At 42.6% G+C, this 22,977-nt stretch carries 11 protein-coding genes; 7 read left to right on the top strand and 4 right to left on the bottom strand.

Going from position 1 to position 22,977, the window contains the following annotated elements:
* Position 1 precedes the first annotated feature (1 nt).
* From ACXACJ_RS15795 to ACXACJ_RS15780, 4 genes are all read left to right on the top strand, one after another.
* Positions 2-1,750 (top strand): helix-turn-helix domain-containing protein, encoded by a 1,749-nt coding sequence (locus tag ACXACJ_RS15795; protein WP_475135384.1) that lies wholly within the window; start codon positions 2-4, stop codon positions 1,748-1,750.
* A 158-nt stretch (positions 1,751-1,908) separates the two neighbouring features.
* A complete protein-coding gene (locus tag ACXACJ_RS15790) occupies positions 1,909-3,717 on the top strand; it encodes a hypothetical protein (RefSeq protein WP_475135383.1) in 1,809 nt (602 codons plus the stop codon).
* Positions 3,718-3,903: 186 nt separating this feature from the next.
* The gene (locus ACXACJ_RS15785; protein WP_475135382.1) at positions 3,904-7,686 is read left to right on the top strand and encodes a family 78 glycoside hydrolase catalytic domain; all 3,783 of its coding nucleotides are present in this window, start codon (positions 3,904-3,906) and stop codon (positions 7,684-7,686) included.
* A gap of 85 nt (positions 7,687-7,771) precedes the next feature.
* On the top strand, positions 7,772-9,424 hold the full coding sequence (locus ACXACJ_RS15780) for a carboxylesterase/lipase family protein (RefSeq protein ID WP_475135381.1): 1,653 nt from the start codon (positions 7,772-7,774) through the stop codon (positions 9,422-9,424).
* A 78-nt stretch (positions 9,425-9,502) separates the two neighbouring features.
* Here the strand turns inward: ACXACJ_RS15780 and ACXACJ_RS15775 are convergent, their stop codons facing one another.
* From ACXACJ_RS15775 to ACXACJ_RS15760, 4 genes are all read right to left on the bottom strand, one after another.
* Complete coding sequence (locus ACXACJ_RS15775; protein WP_475135380.1) at positions 9,503-11,917, bottom strand: alpha-L-rhamnosidase-related protein; 2,415 nt, start codon at positions 11,915-11,917, stop codon at positions 9,503-9,505.
* 100 nt (positions 11,918-12,017) lie between these two features.
* Positions 12,018-13,499 (bottom strand): RagB/SusD family nutrient uptake outer membrane protein, encoded by a 1,482-nt coding sequence (locus ACXACJ_RS15770; RefSeq protein ID WP_475135379.1) that lies wholly within the window; start codon positions 13,497-13,499, stop codon positions 12,018-12,020.
* Positions 13,500-13,536: 37 nt separating this feature from the next.
* The gene (locus tag ACXACJ_RS15765; RefSeq protein WP_475135378.1) at positions 13,537-16,587 is read right to left on the bottom strand and encodes a SusC/RagA family TonB-linked outer membrane protein; all 3,051 of its coding nucleotides are present in this window, start codon (positions 16,585-16,587) and stop codon (positions 13,537-13,539) included.
* A gap of 374 nt (positions 16,588-16,961) precedes the next feature.
* The gene (locus ACXACJ_RS15760; protein ID WP_475135377.1) at positions 16,962-17,993 is read right to left on the bottom strand and encodes a GntR family transcriptional regulator; all 1,032 of its coding nucleotides are present in this window, start codon (positions 17,991-17,993) and stop codon (positions 16,962-16,964) included.
* A gap of 234 nt (positions 17,994-18,227) precedes the next feature.
* Here ACXACJ_RS15760 and ACXACJ_RS15755 point away from each other — a divergent pair, with 234 nt between their 5' ends.
* Genes ACXACJ_RS15755 through ACXACJ_RS15745 form a run of 3 tightly spaced genes read left to right on the top strand, consistent with a single transcriptional unit; the run spans position 18,228 to position 22,975 of the window.
* Positions 18,228-20,333, top strand: a complete 2,106-nt coding sequence (locus tag ACXACJ_RS15755; RefSeq protein WP_475135376.1) for a bifunctional aldolase/short-chain dehydrogenase — start codon at positions 18,228-18,230, stop codon at positions 20,331-20,333.
* 11 nt (positions 20,334-20,344) lie between these two features.
* On the top strand, positions 20,345-21,628 hold the full coding sequence (locus tag ACXACJ_RS15750) for a sugar isomerase (RefSeq protein ID WP_475135375.1): 1,284 nt from the start codon (positions 20,345-20,347) through the stop codon (positions 21,626-21,628).
* A gap of 3 nt (positions 21,629-21,631) precedes the next feature.
* Complete coding sequence (locus ACXACJ_RS15745; protein WP_475135374.1) at positions 21,632-22,975, top strand: FGGY-family carbohydrate kinase; 1,344 nt, start codon at positions 21,632-21,634, stop codon at positions 22,973-22,975.
* Positions 22,976-22,977: the final 2 nt, after the last annotated feature.

The raw sequence follows: 22,977 nt of genomic DNA, 5'->3' as shown, positions 1-22,977 counted from the left end.
AATGTCCACGTTGATCAACCAGAAATCCATAGCGGTTTTGCCTTTTAACAATACGAGTTCCGACCCCGAGAACCAGTATTTCGCGGATGGTATTTCTGAAGAAATCATCAATGCTCTGAGTAAGATTAATGGTTTGAAGGTGACATCGCGAACTTCTTCTTTTGGTTATAGAAATACTCAACTCGATATTCGCCAAATAGGCAAAGAATTGAGTGTTTCAACGGTTTTGGAAGGTAGCGTCAGGCGGGCAGGAGACCGGGTTCGTATTGCCACGCAGCTGATTAAAGCCGATTCTGGATTCCAAATTTGGGCACAGAGTTTCGATAGAAACGTTGTCGATATTTTCGATTTGCAAGACGAAATCAGTCATTTGATTGCCGAGCGAATTCGTGAAGATTTCGGCCATATGATTATTGAAGACGAACTGATTACGGCTCGAACTTCTAATTTAGATGCCTACAATAGTTATTTGAAGGGGCGGTATTTCCAGCTTCAATGGACACATGAAAGTCTTCAAAAGGCGTTAAAAGCGTACAAAGAAAGCATTTCGCAAGACCCTAATTATCCAATGCCGTATTTGGCCATCAGCCAGTGTTTTGTGTATATGGCTTCGTGGAATTTGATGGACAGGCTGAAAGGTTTGTTTATGGCGCACCATTTTATGAGCAAACTGGGAGAGGAGCATGCTTATATTCCGGAGTATCACTACACTAAAGGCATTTTCCATTTATTGGGAAAGTGGGAGTTTGAAACTTCTGAAAAGTTCTTCCAAAAGGCTTTGAGTTTGAACCCCAATTATGCCGATGCCTTGCAGGCTCAATCAGAGCTCTATAACGCCACAGGAAATTTCAAAGTAGCGTTGGAATGCATCGAAAAGGCTTTGGTCTTGAGCCCGAATTCACCGAATCATCATTTGGTGAAGGCTACAAGTTTCTATTTGAAGGGAGATTTTAGCAAAGCTGTACTCAGTTTGAATCAGTGTCTTTCTTTGGATGAAAACCGCGAAAAGGCTCAAGTATTAAAAGCTTTGTCTCTGATGAAGCTTCAACAAGACGATAACTTTCAGGCGTTTGTACAGAGTTTGCCAAACAAGCTTCAACATGATTTATTTCAACTTTGGAGATTGCAGAAGGGCGATAAAAATGAATCCGTTTGGCAGAGCAATGAGGAGCGATTGGCTACTTATGGTCTCGTAATTCAAGGTGATCTGAACCAAGCTCTGGCTGATTTAAAATCATCTGTAGAACGAAGAGCTGGACAGTTTATCAACTTTATGAACGATCCTATGCTGAAGCCTTTAAACGCTCAGAAAGATTTTATTTTCCTTAAAAATCATTTTATAGGCGAAGGTGTAAGTCCTAAAGCTGTTGAACAAGAAACGCATGCTAGTGATATGCTCAGCGAGAAAGAATGCGACTTGTATATTGATGAGCTGACAAACTGTATTGACGAAGAAACTCTGTTCTTAAATCCTCAGCTCAGTTTAAGCATGGTTGCCGAAAAGCTGGAATTACATCCCAATAAGCTGTCTTGGTTAATCAATAAACGTTTGGGGCGAGGGTTCAATGAGTACATCAACGGATTCCGTTTGGAGACCTTCAAAAGAATGGCGCTTCTCCCCGAAAATAAGCACCTCACTATTCTTGGAATAGCCTATGAAAGTGGCTTCAACTCTAAGTCTGTTTTCAATGAGTTCTTCAAAAAGTCGACTGGAATGACTCCCAAGGCTTGGATCAAAGCTCAAGTGTAATTTCCCTCTTCTCATAAGAATTTAATGGTTTTCGGCCTGCGTAGAAATACGTGATTTGGCAGGTATTTACACAGGTTTGGCTGAATTATGCAGGGTAATCATTGATTGATTTCAATGTTTTTTCATGAATTTCACAATGATCACTAAATTTTTTAATAATGGACTCTAATAATCAAAACACTGTAAACCTTTCGATCAAAGGCAATTTAATGCCTACACAAACACCGCGAAAGATCTCTGACTTTGTCGATCCAGGAGAAACCCCCGGCAATGTGGCAATCTGTATTTCTGGTGGTGGTTCCGTTTCAATGATGTCAACTTTGGGGCAATTGAGAGCGCTAAAAGAAATGGGCGTTCTGGATAAAGCTAGAACCATTTCAACTGTTTCAGGAGGAAGTTGGGCTACTGTTCTTTTTACTTATCTACCTCAACATATTACAGATGATGAGTTGCTTGGAACTTACGTGTCAGATCCTTCACAATTGAGAATGGATGGCAGTAATGGCGAACAAAATGACCTCAGTGCGATTGGCACCAACTACATGGGAAAAGCTGTGGCCGCAGAGGGCATCAAATGGGAATCGATGGCCGAGGAGGCAGCTGTTCTTTTGATGGACAAGGAATTTCCTGACTACAAGGTTTGGAATTATTTAATTGCCAAGTACATCCTTCAACCTTTTGGTTTGGGATCGGCTAACAAGTTGATTATCGGTACGGATAAGCCTAATTATCACATTGCTACGAACTGGTTTGCTTATGATGAAAATCACAGACAGACAGTGATCAAGGATAATCCTGAACTGGCTAATATTCCTTGTTTTATGTATGCTCAGCAAGATGACAAACATTTGAAGCGTCCGTATCATCTCTGTAATACTTCGATGTTTATAGATCCTACCACTACTGGTGAAGAAGGATCAGAAAAATCGGGTAATATGCTGGCTTCGGTTCAGTCTACTGCCATTGGTACAGGAATTTTTGCCAGTAATATTGGGGTGCCCGATAAGTCAACTGGAGATGCCCGACAACCAGTAGGTGGTGGCCTTGTGTCAAGTTATGCCTTCAATAGTTTGAATCCTGTGAAGGATGGTAGTCAGGTAGGGGTGACCGTTCCGCAAGACGATCTTTTTTCATTAACCGATATTACAGCAAATAGTAGCGCCTTCTTTGCTACAGCCTTACCTAAGTTGGGTGGTATGGATCCTTCATACAATTATTGGTCGCCACAGCAAGCAAAGCCAAACAGTTCCTTAACCAAATTTGCTGATGGTGGAGCTATTGAAGATAATGGCCTGTTGAATGCACTTGCTTATGATGACATTGATAAAGCTTTGGTTTTTGTGAACGCTCTACGAAGCGTAAGCCGAGATACAAACAACTCAGAGGTTGGTTTTATGAATGTGATTGTAGATACATGGATTCCAACTTATTTCGGCTATACACCATACCAAAGTGGTAAAAAAGCTAAAGACAGAAACTTAAGTGATGGCTATCATAAATATTCAGACTTAGATGATAAGCAATTGGATACTGAATTGAGGTACTTTATGAAAAACCAGATTTTTGAATCAGATGGTTTTGAAGACTTTCTGAAAACTATTTGGAGTAATTGCGACAACTACAATGGGGTCTCTGTATTTGAGCAGAAGCAAATGTCGGTATTGCAAAACGACTGGTTTGGTATCAGCGCTCGCAAAGTTGATTTATTGCTTGTTCATTATGGCCCATACAATGGCTTTTTTGATAAGCTAGATTCTTCAGTAAGAGAAAATGAAGATGTAAAGAAGTATATGGCCGAAAATGCTAAGGAATTGAATAAAGAAGGGGAGAATCCAGTGCACAGTATGTTTCCAAATTATATTATTACTGAAACCCATATGCCAGCCTATATGCTCAATCTTTTAGCTCATTTAACAAGTTATGTTGCTATGAGTCAAAAAGATCTCATTAATGCTTTTTTTAGTTAACCTTTTCTAAAGAACTCGCAGTACAAAAAACCACCCGTAAGAAGCGGGTGGTTTTTCATTTTTATGCATTCGATGGAATGTAGATTGATAATTTTGAATGCCATTATTCAATTGAGGTTCACACCAGTTCAGAACAGTTAATCCGTATTTTTTTGCTGTTTTGAATATTCACAGAACTCATCACCCATGAATCTATCAACCTTCAAAAGTGCCTTTACCGGCCTTATCGTTCTACTTTTTGTAGTCTCCTGTACCAGCACTTCCACTGAAATCACCCATCTAAGGGTACAGTACAATGTAGAGCCGCTGGCCATTGAAGATCAGCATCCAATATTCGGCTGGCAAATGGAGTCCGACACCAAAGGACAAAAACAGAATGCCTATCAGATTGTGGTGAAAAACTCTGAGACCAATATGGTGGTCTGGGACAGCAAAAAAGTGGACAGCGGCCTTTCTCAGGGAATTGTTTATGACGGGCAGGCGCTCAAAGCCGAATCGGCCTATAGCTGGGAACTAACGGTCTGGGATGCCAATGACAAAACATTCAAGGAGAAATCTTACTTCGAAACAGGTCTCATGAACCCTGAACTAAGTGCCTGGAATGGAGCCCAATTCGTGGGAAGCAATGATCTGATTCTTGATGCTGCTTCTGCCATCCTTTTCGAAATCAAAACCAATTTCCAGATTAAAAAAGGAGACAAAGCATCGCTGGTTTTTGGCGCGAATGACTTCCGCTATAACAATAGCTTTCTGAACAACGAAAGAGTAGGCGGAGAAAACTACGTCCGGGTTGAGCTGGATTTGTCCGGAGTAGGAAAAGCGCAGGGTGCCATTTTGAATTTCTATCGGGTGGGCCACTCCAAAGAAGATAAAGCCGATGTTCCTTTCAAATCAATCTCTTCAAAAACCTTCCCTGAGACAAACATTAACCAGATCATCACTCCACGAAATAAGAACAATGTTCACGAGCTGGCCATTTATGTAGAGGCCAGTAACATCATGATAGAAATTGACGGGGAAACACTCCGTACAGTGGCTGCATCGGCCGGAAGAGGTGGTTCAGGTTTCTTTACCGGATCTGAAGGTGAATACCGCGACCGCCTGGCTTTCCACACGCTCAACTCTGCCGGTGGCGGAAATAACTATGGCACCTTTCCTAACCTGAACTCAATTGGTTTTGGAAGCGAACCGGGTAGTGAGGTAGAATTCACTAACTACCAGATAACTTATGAGGGCCGAAGCAATCCGAACAACAATGTAGCTTTTGACGCGAATACCGGGGATGGTTACTCCATTTTCGATGACCTGGAAGGCGTTTCAGTAAATGGAAGCACCATTACTGTCGCTAACAACTCCAATACACTTTCTGTTGCCTATGCCGATCCAAGTCACGGTTCATTAACCATGGTGAGAAGTGAGTTCGAAACCACTTCAGGCAAGAAGATCAAAAAGGCCAAACTCTATGTCACCTCAATGGGCTCGAATGAAATGTTCATCAATGGTGAGAAGGTAGGTGAAGACTGGTTCGGGCCAGGAGACACTCAATTCAGAGAAACCTTAGGCTACCTGGCCTATGACGTTACCCACATGGTGCGAAGTGGCGAAAACGCCATGGGCGCTATTCTCAATCCGGGTTGGTATACAGGCTACATGACCTTTACACCTGCTAACCTCAACTTCTTCGGAGACACCGAAGCACTATTATCCAAGCTGGTCATTACCTACAGCGATGGCAGCCGACAGACGGTGGTTACCGACCCTTCCACCTGGAAAGTTTACAAAAACGGACCGATTGAAAACGGAAGTTTCTTCCAGGGCGAACGATACAATGCTCAAAAGGAAGCGGCTATTTCAGTAGACGGAAACGTGAATGGCTGGGCTACTACGGCCTATGATGACAGCCAATGGCTGGCCGCAGAAGTAGTGAAACCCAGAGATTGGATAGACTTCGACCTGATGGCCCGTTATGACCAGCCCGTAAGAGTGGCTGAAACCTTAAGGGCTCAGCAATTGATGCCAATTCATAGTGAAGATGAAACCACTTACACCTATGACATGGGCGTGAATATGGTGGGCGTGCCCTCCATCAGCATCCCGGCCGGTTGGTTGAGTGAAGGTGATGAAGTCATTATCCGATATGGCGAACAGGTATATCCCGGACTGGCTGGCGACAAGCCAGAATATGTGGCCTTATATGGAAGCAATGGAAAAGACATTGCCGGCCGAATTTTGACCGAAACTTACCGGGCTGCCATGTCTACCGACTTCTATACCGCTAAAAACAGCGAGGCAGTGACTATTCAACCCAGCACCACTTTCAGGGGCTATCAGTTCATAGAAATCACCATTCCCGGACATCAGGGAAGTCTGCCTTTGGAAAATGTGAAAGGCATTGTGCTTTCATCCGATAAACTACAGGCCGGAACTTATCATGCCACTACTTCAGATGGCACAACGGGTCAGCTGGTCAATCAGCTGTTCAGCAATATTCAGCGCAGCCAGTTGGGGAATTTCTTCACTATCCCTACCGACTGCCCTCAGAGAAATGAGCGCATGGGCTGGACAGGCGATGCCCAGGCATACACCAGAACCGCCACCTATAATTCAGATGTCCGAAACTTCTTCAGACAATGGATGGTGGCACTCAGAGACGATCAGGGAGTGGGTAGCGAAACCGATGTAGCCGGTGGAATTGGCAGCACTGTGCCTACCTTCAACATGGCCGATGAAACACAGTTTGCAGACGGTACCACCTGGGCCGCTGCTGTTTGTCAGGTGCCCTGGCAGCTCTATAACCAATATGGCGACACGCAGATCATTGAAGAAAATATGGAAACCATGATGGCCTGGCTGAATGGAATGGATCACTATGACTTCAGTAATGAATACACCTACCTTTCCTCGAAAACGACCGGATTAGCCGACTGGCTGGCTATGGACAGCCGGACACCATCTCAGTTAGCCAACAATGCCATTTACATTTATATGATGGAAGTGACCGCTGTAATGGCCGAAGCCGTTGGCAGAGATGACTATGCCGCTACCTTAAGAGATCGCCATGCCAAGGCAAAAGCAGAATGGAACCAGGTGTATGTGGATCCGGAAACCGGCAGAACGAGAGACGCCAACGGTACCATCATACACTCGCAAACCTCCTATGCCACACCGCTGAACTTCAATGCGTTCAGCGATGCCAATAAAGCCAAAGCAGAAGCTTACCTGGCAGAACTTACGGCCAACCCATCCAAAAGCAATACTCACCTGGATGGCAGTAGAGTTAAGTATCCCGAATCAACCGGATTCAGCTTTGGCGGAAGCCCGGCCAAACCAGAAGATTTCCTCCCATACACCATCACCACAGGTTTCTCGGGTACCCCCAACATTCTGCCTGCCCTCAGCAAGGCCGGAAATGTTGAAGATGCTTACAAACTGTTCTCCAGCACAGATTATACTTCCTGGCTTTACCCTGTCACCATGGGTGCCACCTCTATCTGGGAAAGATGGAACGGTTATGAAGCTGCCTTTCAAGTGAACAATCAGAACTTCATGAACTCTTTCAACCACTTTGCTTTAGGCGCTGTGGGGCAATGGATGTATGAGTATCAACTGGGAATAGCCAGTGACCATGCCAATGGAGAAGCGGGATACAAGCATTTTGTATTGCAGCCTCAGGCGGGAGGAAAGTTTACCGCTTTAGAAGGAAGCTACGAGTCGAATTACGAAGTTGTGAAAAGTGCCTGGGAACAAAACAACCAGGGAGATATTACCCTGTACAGGACCACGGTTCCGGCCAATACCAGCGCTACACTGTTTCTTCCTGTGAGTAACAAGGTGAACGATTTCTCCAGTGCAGAAGGAGTTGAATTCATTGGTAAAACCACTAGAAATAATGTTCAGGTGGCTCAATTCGAGCTTGGTTCAGGAACCTATGAATTTGAACTATCGAACGATATCATTTACATCAAATAAAGTCAGACCTGAGTCAGCAAAGCTCATCACTGTTAAAGCATTTGAATTGCCTTAATTGATTTCAGGTTGACCATTTTTAAGACGCATGAACTCTAACAGAAGAGAATTTTTATATCAGATGGCACTCACTTCGGGTGCACTTGCCCTGCCTTTCAGCTCCATCTCAAAATTATTCAGCACCGCAGATTTTGTGGAAGCAAAGACGGTGTATGGTACAGTAAAAGGAGCCAGAATTGAGGGTGTAAACCTTTTTAAGGGGGTTCCTTATGCCGGAAAGATTTCAGGAAACCAAAGATTTAAAAGACCTGCCCCTCTGCAACCATGGACAGGGGTAAGGGATGCACTTGAGTTTGGACCACCATCTATTCAACCACCAAGAAGAGGTGAGCCTGCCCCGGCAGAAGATTGCCTCTTCCTCAATGTGTGGACACCAGCCAATGATAATAAGAAGCGACCAGTGATGTTCTACAGTCACGGAGGTGGTTTTGTGATTGGCTCCGGAGCGGCTGGCGGACAGGATGGTAGCAACCTGGCCAGAAATTTCGATGTGGTGGTAGTAGAAACCAATCACCGGCTTGGCCTATTGGGCTTCATGTACCTTGGCGAACTGGCCGGTGAAGAATATGCCGAATCGGGCAATATGGGCATGCTGGACATTGCAGCCGGACTGAAGTGGGTGAATGAAAATATTGCTGAATTTGGTGGCGACCCCAACAACGTGATGATCTTCGGTGAGTCGGGTGGTGGAGCTAAAACTTCCTGCCTGTATGCTATGCCGGAGGCCGCACCTTATTTCAATAAGGCGTCCATAGAAAGTGGGCCGGGGGTAAGAATGAGTACTTTGGAAATGGCCGCAGCTACCACCGAAATGGTGCTTCAAAAGCTGAATATCTCCAAAAACAATTGGAAGAAGTTGCTGGAAGTTCCTCCTATGGAACTCCATGCTATTCAGTCTAACATGCCGTTTGTACCTCCTTTTATTGCCAAAAGAGCCGGAAGAATTACTGAGCCCAAAGCAGGTGGTTTTGGCCCCGTAGTAGATGGCCTGGTGCTGCCAAAAGATCCCTTTGATCCTACCCCGCCTGAGTTCTCAAAGAACAAACCGCTCATGGTAGGCTGGAACGAAGATGAGTTCACCTTCTTTGCCTGGGAAAGACGAGATACAGAATCATTTAAAATAGATTTTGATGGGTTGAAGGCAAAGCTGGAACCTCAGTTTGGATCAGATGCGCAGACCATTATTGATACTTACAGAAAAGCCAGACCAAATGCTTCTGCACCGGATATTCTGGTGGCAGTTAATTCCATTGTAATGATGGGATTAGGCTCCATAGAAATTGCTGAGAAAAAGGCGAAAGAAGAGGGCGCCCCTGTTTACCTCTATAACTTCGGTTATAAGTCCGACATGAAGATTCCGGGTACAGACTACGCCATGGGTACCCCACATGCCATGGACATCAGCTTTAAGTTCAACAATGAGGTTCCGCCTAAGGAAGGGGAACAACCAAGAATGGGCTTTGGAGGAAGCAGACCTGAGAGATTCGAAGCCTCAAGAAAAATGGCTGAGCTCTGGGCCACCTTTGCCAAAACAGGTAAACCTGCAGCCAAGGGAGTGCCCAACTGGCCTGAGTACACACTCAACGACAGAGCAACCATGCGAATCGATGAAAACTGTGAAGTGATTAAAGACAGGTTCTCCGAAGAATTGAAAATGTGGAGAGCCGTAGGAAGATTATAAGCTAACCTTTAGCAATTTGGGCCCTTATAGTGATTGAGTAAGACAAGCCGCCAGCATTTGCTGACGGCTTATTTCATTTTATAGACTGAATGAATTTTTTCCAGCTTTCAAGCTGTGTGTTTTGCCCTTCCAAACGAAGGTTCCATCAACTCCTGAAGGCAAGTTTATTTCAGCTGAAAGCTTGTTGTTATTCACTTTATACGATACAGCAATGTCTCCTTTAGGGTGAGGCATTGTTCCAGAGATAGATTTCAGATCACCTAAATGAGGTTCTACTTTTACTTTTGCAAAGCCAGGCGCATCAGTATCTATACCCAAGATAATTCTGTAGAATTCAATGTTAGGGCTAGAACCCCAGGCATGACTATCTGATCTTGAAGTGCTTACTTCAGAAGTCTCGGCCCAGGTGGTAAGTCCCATATCTATGTTCTCTTTCCATATATCCAACCAGTTCAAGTAGTCATTACCCAATCCCGCCATAGTCAGAGCTTGGTGCAGGTAAAACTTGAAGTAAATGGTTGCCGGTGCAATTGATAAGTCTGAAAGCATCTTTTCAGCAATGCTTCTGGCCTCGGCACCCTCTACAACGCCAGAGATAATAGCCAATGAATTGGCATGCTGAGAGTAAAGATCATGCTTCTCTGTATCGGCAAAAAGACCTTTAGCAGCATCCCAGTACTTTCTTTTAACAGTAGCTTCAAGCTGATCTGCTCTGTCTAGATAGTCTTGGCCTAATTCATTGATTCCCGCACCTTTCTCTACAGCAGCTGCAAGTCTCAACACATAAATAAGTTGCAGGTCCAGCACGGAAAACTCACCGTTTTCACCAATTGGAGCCTGGCCGAAATCCCAACCCTCTGTACTGTTCCAGTCGGTAAACAACCAGTAAGGAAGGTCCTTAATAGAACCATCTGCCAACTGATATCTTTCATAGAAAGACATGACCTGACGTGTGCCTGGAAGCAGTTTTTTTATGGCCTCAGGATCGTTACCATACATATAGTAGTCATAAACCATCGCTACCCACCATAATGAGAAAGTAGTGATTTGTTGATCCAGATCAGTTGGATAACGGCTCAAAGTAATTCCTTCAGGAAGTCTTGAATGATCCATCAGATCCAAAGCCTGGCGAACAAGCCTGTGGTCTTTCGTATTATACATGGTAACCAAGGCCTGAATTCTGGCATCACCTATATACTGTAATTGCTCGTAGTAAGGGCAGTCCATATAGGTTTCATGTGCACATAGTCTGGCTGTTCTCCAGCCTATTTCAACAATTTTGTGCATGTCATCATTATCAACAACCAGATTAGAAACCTTTTGAAATGGATAGCCGGTAAACGTTCCATAAAGATCTTTGATAGTTAGCGGTTCAGCTCCGGTCTTCACTGAAAGTTCAAGATATCTGTAAGTTCTGTACCAGTTAGGTGTATAGCTCTGATCTGCTTTTCCATTCGAGACAACGCTATCTGCTTTTCCAATAAAGATTTTTCCTTCGACTTCATTTCTATTTCCTTTTGGACCCGGACGCCCATTTTGACCCGGGGCATAAAGCCCTTCTGCATAAGCCATTTTAATTCCGGCATTCTTGCCTCCACCAAACTCAATGGTAGGATAAGCATTAGTCAAATGTCCTTGGTCTAAAAGAATGGTAGCAGTAGTATTGGCAGGAATAGTAAAGCTCGTTTTCTGAGCAGGGAACGTTGAAGGCACCTGTGCACCAGTCGCTTTTCTGGTAGACTGAAGTCTTTCCATTTTCATTTCCATATGAGGAATTGGCGATGGCACCAACATCCAGCCTCTACCATTTCTTGCGGCTTCTTTTGGAGTTCCGGCTCCCATGCTACGCGCTTTCGACCAACCTAACTCATCTATTCTCGCATCGGTCCAGTTTTCAACATGTTTGTTCATATCAACAAACTCACCCGGACCGGCCACATAGTAACCCGGAACACTTACTGACCTTGGCTGGTAGCTTTCATCCTTTATAGTAATCCAGCTATCATCAGTATTGATAATTTCTTCTTTTTCGGTGTCTCCTTGAAGAATAAATGCGGTTAGATAAGTAATCTGAGCCTCAGGTTTTACTTCGCCATCATTCCATACAACAGCAGAAACCACGTTTGATCCGGCTTTTAAATACTGTGCTATGTCTATTGTCTCAAAATTCCAGAAATATAAATCGCCACGGGCGGGTCCATGTACAACCTGTGTTCCATTTACGTAGAGTTTATATCTGTTATCTCCTGAAACATGAACCACAAAAGATCCTGGTTTGGAATTGAGATTAAAAGTCTTTCTGAATTTGTATACAGCGTACTCTTTCAAAGACTTGTCTGATGCGATTCTGTAAGGGTTTGTGATATCTCCAGGTCCGGTGATCCATCGGGCTTTCCATGGATTTTGAAGTAAATCTTCACGGATTTCTTGACCGTGAAGACTTTGTCCGAGAATTAGAACGAAGAACAGGGTTAGTTTAAATAGCTTATTCATTGGTAAATGTTAAGTAACTATAATTTAAAAGGTGAGTTTGATAGTGCAAAAGGCCGTCTTTAAAAAGACAGCCTTTTTTTGCTTAACACAACATCCTGATTTAGAAATAAGGACTTAATTGAGATTCACTTGCCGGAAGTGGGAATGTGAGTTGTATATCGGTAAATGAAGCTGGAACAGGAGAAAACCCAGTTGGGTAGTAGTAGTCCTGAGGATTAGCTTTTACCCTAGCTCCATAGGCAGAAATTACATCGACTGCATTCTCCGTTCTGACCAAATCCAGCCATCTTTTGTTTTCAAACGCCAGTTCTACTCTACGTTCATGAAGAAGTGCTGCATCGAGATTTGCCGTAGAAGTGATATCGGCTAATCCTGCTCGTTCTCTTACTTCATTTATAAAGGGAAGAGCCTCTGCTGCCTTATTCTGGCCAATTAAAGCTTCTGCTAAAAGCAATAATGTCTCAGAATATCTGTAAACAGGCCAGTTATCATTGGTGATGTTGCTCGTGGCGTGATCATTTAAGTATTTGATAATGAATGGATAGTTTTTTCCATTTGCCATTCCATATCCAATCGAAGCATCTAACCTAGTGTCCCCAGGTTCGTAAGCTTGAATCAAGTCTGGTGTGGGGGCATTGAAGGATTCCTGAGCCAATGCTTGAATATTGGAAGGTGTTGCACCATAATTCTGAAAAATAACGCCTAACTCAGCAGCAGTTACGGGTTGAGGAATAAATGAATAAATGAAATTGCTAGCATACCCTTCTGTTCCTTCTTTATACTGAACTTCAAAAACCGATTCACTATGATTCTTATTATTAGGGTCGAATACATCGGCATAATTATTTAGCAACTGATATTCGCTTGAATTAATAACAGCTCTTAGGGCAGTTTCTGCAGAAGAAAATTCTTCCATTACCAAATAGAGATTGCCCAAAAGTGTGTTTGCAGCACCTGCCGTAGCTCTTCCTGCGTCTTGAGAAGATTTAGGAGGAAGCAATGAGGCCGCTAGCGAAGCATCGCTTTCAATTTGTGCATAAATATCTGCTATAGGAGAAGGAGGTAGAGCAACTTCATCAAGCGATGAAACTGGAGTTAAATGCAATGGCACTTCACCAAAGTATTGTACCAAATCAAAGTATGCCAAAGCTCTCAAAAAGTATGCTTGACCTTTAAGGTTATCTTTTACATTTTGGTCAAAGTCCACTCCCTCAATTTTGTCTATTACCTCGTTTGTTCTAGCAATGATAAGGTAATTGGCGGTGTATTTTACTGTTACCAAGCCACTTGCCGGGTTATAGATAAAACTAGCAATTTGTTCTTCGTCAATATCTGCTCTGTAGCTTGGGTTAAAGTAGAAGTGGGCATTGTCAGAGTGCATTTCTCCCATGGCCCAAGCATCATTATAGACATTTTGAAGTGGGGCATAAGCCCCGTTCACTGCTTTTTCAAAATCCGCTTGGGACTGAAAAAAGGTTTCGGTTACCAAATCGGTTTCAGAGGGCAAGCTTAAAAAGTCATCGCTGCTACATGCCGTGAATCCCACAATAGCAGAACCAAATAATATTTTATGATATTTCATGATTTCGAATTAATGATTTAAACATTATCGCTGGGGCTTAGAGCCCCAAGTTTAGCCCGAAAGTGTATGTTCTTGGAACAGGATAAGTACCCCAATCCATTCCCAATGCTAATGCGGTAGGGGTGGTACCTTGAGAAGATGCACTTACTTCTGGGTTTGAGCCACGATATTTGGTGAAAGTGTATACCTGCTGAATGCTACCATATACTCTGAGAGAGCGAATAAACTGGCTAGTGATTGGTACATTATAGCCAAGAGTTATATTTCTGATGGTTAGGTAGCTGCCATCACTAACAAATCTGGTGCTTTCCCAGTCTCTTTCCATCCAAGTGGCGGAAGTTGTTTTACCATACTTCCCGTTTCCTGGGTTGCTGGGGGAACGCCATCTGTCTTTTACTCCTTTAAGTACATTGAAGGGGCCATCCAAATTAGTTGTTCCTTGCTCAGTCATTACTAAAACATCGTTGCCTTGAGAACCAGAGGCCACAATACTTAAATCGAAATTTTTATATGAGAAAGTGTTTGTGATTCCGTAGATGAAGTCTGGGAAAGGGTTACCTATGAAAGTTCTGTCGTCTTCACCACCTCCATAGGTTATTTGACCGTCTCCATTTACATCGCGGTATTTTGCAGTTCCAACTTCAGAAGCATCGGCTTTTGGTGAACCATCGAAATCTGCCTGATCAACATAAACACCTTCATGGATAAGCCCCCAGAACTGACCGATTGGTGAGCCTACTTGTGTAACCGTTTGGAAGTTACCAGCTCCACCATAAATTCTGTCTACACCATCAGATAGTTCTACAACTTCATTTCTATTTACAGATAAGTTGGCACTTGTGGTCCAGGTGAAATCGCCTACTAAGTTTTTAGAATTCACGGTGAATTCGTGTCCCCAGAATTTTAGTTCTCCTATGTTTCCATTAAAGTTGGTGAAACCTAACTCTTGAGGAATTGCAACATTATAAAGTAGATTGGAAGTATTTTTTAAATAGTAGTCATAGCCAAAGGTGATTCTGTCATCCAAGAAACCCAGGTCCAATCCCATATCGAGTTGTTTTGTCGTTTCCCATCCTAAATTATTATTTGAAAGTGAAACAACGCTCGCTCCAGGAACAATAACACCACCAAATACAGAGTTGGTTGTAGTGCTTACAGTGGCATATTGAGTATAGTTACCAATATTGTTGTTGCCAACTATTCCATAACTAGCTCTTATTTTCGCGAATGAGATTGCTTCTTTTGCAGGCATAAACTCCTCGTCTGAAATGATCCAGCCTAGAGATGCAGAGGGAAAATTACCCCATCGGTTATTTGATCCAAATCGTGAAGAACCATCTCTACGTATGGCTAAGGTCAACAGATATTTACCTTTAAAGCTATAGTTCATTCTAGCTAGGTATGATAATAAACTCCATTCTTGAACATCAGAGAAAGACTGGGTTCTGTCAATGTTAATTGCTGATTCTATGGTTCTTATTCTGTCGTCAGGAAAATTTGTAAGTCTAAGTTGCTCGGTTTCACCTCTGAATTTCTGAATTGTAAATCCTCCTAAAACATCAAATGAATGATCATTTACTTTTTTTACATAGGTAATGGTGTTTTCATTAAGCCATGAAAGATAGTTGTTGTTTCTTCTAAGAGATGTAGCCACAACTGGAGGTAGCGATGTAAAAATGGTTGAAGCTGTACTCGGCTGAAAGTTCATGAAAGCCGCATTGCTCATGTCAATATTGAAAGTTGACTTAACGGTTACATTTTCAACTGGAGTATATTGCACATAGGCATTGGAAAGTAACCTAATGGTTTTGGTTTCATTGGTGATTTCATTTAAAGCCCTGTACCAGTTTGGTGTTGGGAATGCACTAACTCCGGGAATATAAGCCGTTAAAGGTAAAGTACCATCTTTATTCTCGTAAGGTAGAATGGGCCAGGTAAGCATTGAGTTAAACAACAGCCCACCGGGAACAGCAGCATTAACATTAGTTGCATAAAAGGCACCGTCAGAACTAGGTATATTGTTGATCGAATAAGTTGGAGCGGCATTAAAACCTACTGATACATCATCATTAATTTCAAAGTCTGTATTTACCCGAAGTGAATAGCGCGTGTATCCAGAGTTTTTCATCACACCATCTTGGTCAAATACACCTAATACTGCAGAGGTTCTGGAACGTTCTCCGCCACTGTTTAATGAAACACTATAATTTTGGATAGGGGCTACTTGAAGCATCCCTCCATACCAGTCATAACCTTCACCATATTGTGCTGGGTTTTGAAAAGGTTCTGGAACGGTCAACCCTAAATCTTCATAAGATTCCTTTTTGAATTGGGCATACTCTTCTCCATTCATTAAGTCAGGTCTGCCTTTTTGAGGAACCTTCTGAAAACCAGTATAGGCACTCAATGTTATGCTGGTAGAACCCATTTTACCTTTTTTAGTGGTAATAAGCACAACACCATTTGCTGCTCTAGAGCCGTAGAGTGCAGTGGATGCAGCATCTTTCAAAACAGAAATGGATTCAATTTCATCTGGATTAAGATTGTTAATATCACCTGCAATCGGGAAGCCATCTACCACATAAAGTGGATCACTGCCAGCGAGAATTGAAACAGCTCCTCGAATTCTGACATTCATTCCTTGACCAGGCTTTCCGGTTTGTTGATTAATTTGGACACCTGCCATTCGGCCTTGTAGCTTTTGTGAAACCTGAGCTACAGGAAGGTCTTTTAGTTCGGAGGCATCCAATTGTTGAACCGCGCCAGTTACTTGCGTTTCAATTTGAGATCCATAGCCCATTACTACTACTTCTTCTAGTGTTTGGGTATTCTCTTTTAAAATAATATTTATTGTGGGTCTCTGATTTACTGCTACTTCTTGAGTAATGTATCCTACAAATGAAAACACCAAGGTTCCATTTTGATCAACATCGATTTTATAGCTTCCGTCAGATTCCGTAAATACACCATTGGTGGTTCCTTTTATTGAAACGTTAGTTCCCGGAATTCCCAAACCTTTTTCGTCTGTAACTTTACCCGAAACGCTCAGGGTTTGAGCGTGTGTTACTAGCGAAAAATTTGTCAGCAAAAATGCCAAGAAGACAAGGCTCCGGCACCTCTTCGTAAAAATTCTAGCCATACAGATTATTTGTTTTTTTAATGATAGACCTAAGCGTCTAGCGCAAACTGCAAACGTTTGCCTAACTAACTATCATGGTCTGTATTGAGCCATAATGAACTGTACTGATTGGGGTTAAAGCTTGTTTTTATTTTGTATCATCCGTTTTTTAGTAGTCTCAATCAAAGTGGCATTCTGATTTAAAGAAGGGTAAGGAGGAGAGACCGAATTGATTAAAAAACGGATGAGAATAGCCCTTTTGACTTAGTTTTTCCATAATGAAAGCTATTGCTAAGAGCGCGTAAAATGTGTGGCTTTTGAAGATTAATAAACCTAATGTTTTGCTATAAGGACGGTCTTAGGGTAAGATTGAAAGGAACTTCAATATGGTCTTTGCTTCCACTTAAAATTACATCAGCGGTTTTTTCCCCCATAGTTTTGAAATCAGTAGAAACCGTGGTGATACCATCCAATATGATTTTTTTTAAGGGAGTTTCGTTGTATGATATGATTCCAACATCTTGCCCTACCTTTAGGTTTGTATTGAGAATTCTTTCTACCAGTGTTACCAAATCATCTTCCATCAGGTTTATGAAGACATCACCAGGGTTGATTTCTTCATCACTCACATTATTGACCACTTTGTATTGAAATGCATAGGTATCGCAAAAGTTTGAAATACCTTGAAGGATTTCTTTTGGGTAGTAAGAGTAATTTGGAAAAATAATTTTGATGGTTTGATAATTTGATAGCCTGCCTAAGGCTTGTTTTAAGGCTCCGTAAATATCTTTTTCAAAATTTTCGAAAACCGCGCCAAACTTTCCAGATACCTGAGTAGGTAATTTATCCAGAAGAATCAGTTTGTCTTTATCAATAGTGTTTATCACTTCATGAGCATTCTCTCCACCTTCTAAAAAATGGGGGATTATTACATAGTGAGTGTAACCATCTCTCTTACTGTAGAGTAGCTTTTTGAAAAATGAAAAATCGTTATCGTAAATAAAGAGTTCTATGGCTGCTCTGTGATTCAATGAAGATACAATCGCGTCATAAATGATTTTTTTATGGGTGCTCAGTTTATTGAATAAGAGAAAAACCTTGAGCTGTTTGTTAATATCTGTGCTACGAATAAAATACCCTTTGCCAGGAACCGAACCCAAAACTCCAATTTCCTTCAGGTAATTATAGCCTCTCGCTGCGGTATCTCTTGATATTTCCAGTTCGAAACTCAATTCATTCAATGAGGGCAGAATTTGATCTTTTGGAATCTTTCCAGAGGCCACTCCTTCAATAATAGAATTGGCAAGTTGTTGATATTTTGGCGTAGCTGACTGATCATCTAGTAGTATATACTGAAATACTGGTGAAGTACTCATGATATAAATTCCTTTAGGCGTAACTTAAATACAAAATCTTTGATTGCGTTCATGACGGTTCATAACGGTTGACTCACAATCGACCGCTAAACTTACAATCTGAAAATTCATAATGAAACATAATTATTGAGAGTGAATTTTCATGCAATCATTTTTAAGTTAACGGATTTGACCAACTAGCTCAGACGGGGTTAGTTGCTAAAATCCTCTTCAAAACTAAATATTTCTGACTAAATGCTAATTTCTCAAAAACAATTCGAGCACGTCAGCTACCTCTGGGATGACAAAGAAGCTAAGGAAATCGCTAACGATGAAGTGGCTCTATTTTTATATAGATCAAATGTACTTGGAGCAGATCTGAGACTTACCAACTATGGTGGAGGTAACACTTCATGCAAGACCTTCGAAAAGGATCCTCTTACGGGAGAAGAAAAAGAAGTGTTATGGGTTAAAGGTTCCGGTGGAGACATCGGTACACTTACTCGAAAGGGAATTGCAGGTCTTTATGTAGACAAAATTCACAATTTGAAGAACGTTTACAGGGGAATCGAGTTCGAAGATGAAATCGTTCCTCTGTACTATCACTGCCTGTATGATTTAGATAGCAAGGCACCTTCTATAGACACACCTTTACATGGCCTGTTGCCATTCAAACACATTGATCACCTGCATCCTGATGCATTGATTGCTGTAGCTGCTGCAAAAGACAGCGAGGCCATTACAAAAGAAATTTGGGGAGACAGCATGGGCTGGGTTCCCTGGCAAAGACCAGGCTTTGACCTGGGTCTTCAACTGGAAAAATGTCTGAACGATAATCCGGGAATCAGAGGCATTGTTTTGGGAAGCCACGGCTTGTTCACCTGGGGAGATACCTCTTATGAGTGCTACATGAACAGCCTTGAAGTGATTGAAGCCGCTTCACAATACATTGCCGATAGAGAAGGAAAAGACAGACATGTTTTTGGTGGTTCAAGAGTAGAATCTCTGGAAGAAGCCAAAAGACATGATCAGGCAGCACAAATAGCTCCGGTTTTGAGAGGTTTGTGCTCTACCGAAAAGCCAATGATTGGCCATTATTCTGACGATGAAAGAGTGCTTCAGTTCGTCAATAGCCACGACATTGACAAACTGGCTCCTATGGGTACTTCTTGCCCAGACCACTTCCTGAGAACGAAAATTCAACCTTTGGTTCTGGAGCTGGATGCTAATGAAGATTTGAGTGATCCTGCTGCTGTTAAAACCAAATTGGAGCCGGCTTTTGAGAAATACAGAAAGGAATATGCAGAGTATTATAATACCTGCAAACATCCGGACAGCCCGGCCATGAGAGACCCTAATCCTGTGATTATTCTATATCCGGGCGTAGGTATGTTCTCCTTTGCCAAGGATAAGCAAACCGCGAGAGTAGCTTCTGAATTTTATACCAACGCCATTAATGTAATGCGTGGTTCTGAGGCTATTTCATCATATACAGCATTATCGAGACAAGAGGCCTTTAACATAGAATACTGGAAGCTTGAAGAAGACAAACTTCAAAGAATGCCTCCTGAAAAACCGCTATCGAGAAGAGTTGCATTCGTAACCGGAGCTGGTGGCGGAATAGGTAAAGCTATTGCCGAAAAACTCGTAGCAGAAGGTGCTACTGTTGTACTATCCGACATTAACGAAGACAGACTGGTAGAGGCAAAAAGTGGCTTCTCTAAGGATGCGGCCATTTATGCCGTGTCTAATGTAACAGATGAAAAGTCTATCGAACAAGCCATGAAGGCAGCCTGCCTGGCTTTTGGTGGAGTTGATATTCTGGTTCACTCTGCTGGTTTAGCTATTTCAAAACCGTTGCATGAGACTACTCTCGATGACTGGGATCTTCTTCAGAATGTACTGGTAAAAGGTCAGTTCCTGTTGGCTCAAAAATCGGTAGCCATTATGAGAACTCAGGGTTTAGGCGGAGACATCATTAGCATTGCCAGCAAAAACGGACTCGTGGCTGGTAAAAATAATGTGGCTTATGGAACTGCTAAAGCAGCCCAACAACACATGACTCGCTTATTAGCCGCTGAATTAGGCCCTGAGAAAATCAGAGTAAATACAGTTAATCCGGATGGAGTAATTATTGGAAGCAAAATATGGGAAGGTGACTGGGCCAAAGGTAGAGCAAAAGCCTACGGCATTACTGTGGAAGAACTACCTGCTTTCTATGCCAAACGCAACCTGATGAATGAAATCATTAAGCCGTCTGATATTGCAAATGCAGTATTTGCCTCTGTTACTACCCTAACCAGAACAACCGGAAACATTATTAACGTAGATGGCGGAATGCCTGAAGCATTTACCCGCTAAAGCGCTTTTCTATGAGAATTAGTAAGGATTTACTAGAAGAATATAATCAACGTGGGGAAACTGAACATTCAAGGATGTTCGGTTTTCTTGCTGAAACCCTTGAAAAAAGGGGTATAGATGTTCAAAAAACAATGTCTCAGCTGCATGAGCTACAAGTAGCCATTCCGAGCTGGGCACTGGGTTCTGGAGGCACCCGCTTCGGCAGATTTCCCATTGGAGGAGAACCCGGAACATTAGAAGCCAAGCTGGACGATGTAGGGATGCTACACAGCATTACCCAGGCCACTTCCAGTGTATCGCTTCATATTCCATGGGATATTCCGGAAGATGCAGCAGCCAGAAAGCAGCAAGCCAGTGAACTAGGCATCAAGTTCGAAGCTGTGAATTCGAACACCTTCCAGGATCAGCGGGATCAACCTCATACATATAAATTTGGCTCCCTGTGTGCTAACGATTCCATGGCCAGAAACCTAGCTGTTGAGCATAACCTGGAGGTAATTAAGTATGGCGAAATGCTGGGCAGTAAGTCCATTACCGTGTGGTTGGCCGATGGTACTTCATTCCCCGGGCAGAACAACTTCAGAAGAGCCTTCAGAAATACTGAAGACTTGCTTCATAAGATATATGAAGGCTTACCAACCGACTGGAAAATGTTGATAGAATATAAGCCTTACGAGCCTTATTTCTACTCAACTGTTATTCAAGATTGGGGCACTTCATTGATGCTGGCAGAAGGCTGCGGTAAGCAGGCCTATACCCTGGTTGACTTGGGTCACCATTTGCCCAATACGAACATTGAGCAGATTGTCTCAACCCTTATCATGAGGGGTAGATTAGGTGGTTTCCACTTCAACGACAGCAAGTATGGTGATGATGACCTGACCTGTGGTAGCATTAAGCCATTCCAGCTCTTCCTGATCTGTAATGAAATTATAGACGGAATGGGCAACAACATGGCCGGTAACCCTCCAATTGAATGGATGATTGATGCCAGCCACAACCTGAAAGACCCACTGGAAGATTTGATGCAGTCGCTTGAAGCGATCAGATTGGCTTATGCCCAGGCCCTGATTGTAGATCGTGAAGCCCTCACCGAAGCTCAAATGAATAATGATGTTGCCCGTGCACAAGACATTCTTCAGGAAGCTTACAGAACAGATGTTCGACCAATATTGGCAGAAGTGAGAAGGCTAAATGGTGGCGCAATAGATCCGATTTCGTTCTACAGAAGCCAGTCTATCAGAGAAAAATTGATTGCCGAGCGCGGCAAAAATGTAGTGGCAACCGGTTTGTAGCCTATGAGCAATGAAGCTATCCTGATCTTCGACATCGGTAAGACCAATAAAAAATGTCTGGTCTTCGATGCCACTTTCAGTGTGGTGCATGAAGAGTCCATTGTCATTAAGGAGATAACCGATGAAGATGGATATCCATGCGATGACATTCAGGCCATTTCTGAATGGATGAACCGAACTGCTGAAAAGATTATCAATTCAGGTCGATTTGAGATAACTGCCATGAATTTCTCCGCCTATGGAGCAAGTCTGGTTCATATTGATAGGAATGGAAAGCCTTCAATGCCTCTATACAATTACCTCAAGGCATTTTCTCAAGAAGCCGAAAATCTGCTCATCCAAAAATATGGAAATACCGGGCAGCTGTCTCAGGAAACGGCATCGCCCTATTTGGGTATGCTCAACTCCGGACTACAACTTTTTTGGTTGAGTAATTTTAGAAATGACGATTATTCAGGAGTAAGTCAGTCGCTTCACTTCCCTCAATACCTGAGCTTTATATTCGGGAAAAAGGCAGTGAGCGATTACACAAGTATTGGTTGTCATACCATGCTTTGGGATTTCCAAAAGCATGACTATCACCACTGGGTTTACAGTGAGGGTCTTACAGAAAAACTGGCGCCAATTACAACAGAAACTGAGGTAGCTGAAGCACACATTTTTGGTAAAAACATCAGAATAGGTACAGGAATTCATGACAGCTCTGCTGCCCTTCTGCCCTATATCTATCTCAATGATGAGCCCTTTTTGTTGCTTTCAACAGGCACCTGGAACATCTCTTTGAATCCTTTTGAGGAAAATGCACTCAGTGCTGAAGACCTGCAAAACGACTGCCTCATGTTTATGGGCCCAGACGGCAGAAAAGTGAAAGCTGCCCGTTTGTTTCTGGGCAATGAACATGCTCAGCAGGTGCAATCACTTTCTGCCAATTTCGGCACTAAGAAAGATGAATATAAGCACGTCAAATATGATTCAGCCCTGGTTGAAGAGTTGAGGGGAAACTTCAAAAAACACTTCAGCTTCTCATTAGGAGGTGGTGAAGCTAAAGCCTGCTGGGAATCATTGGGTTCATTTAAAACAGCTTATCATCAGCTGCTCATTGAGCTTTGCCTGCTTCAGATAGAATCTATTAAAAGAGCCATCGGACACTCCCCGATCAAGACTGTTTTTATTGATGGTGGCTTTGTAGACAATGAAATCTTCATCAATCTATTAAAGGAGGGATTACCTAATTTAGAATTTATACCCGCTCAATTTCCTGTCGGATCGGCCCTGGGAGCCGCTTTGACTATTGCTTCACCTGAAAAAGTTGAAAGCTGGAAAGAGTTAAAAAGCCAAACTATTTGAAG

Source organism: Roseivirga sp. AWQ4_251, assembly GCF_056158225.1.
Note: the sequence above shows the minus strand (reverse complement) of the source record. Positions and strands in the feature narration are given on the sequence as shown.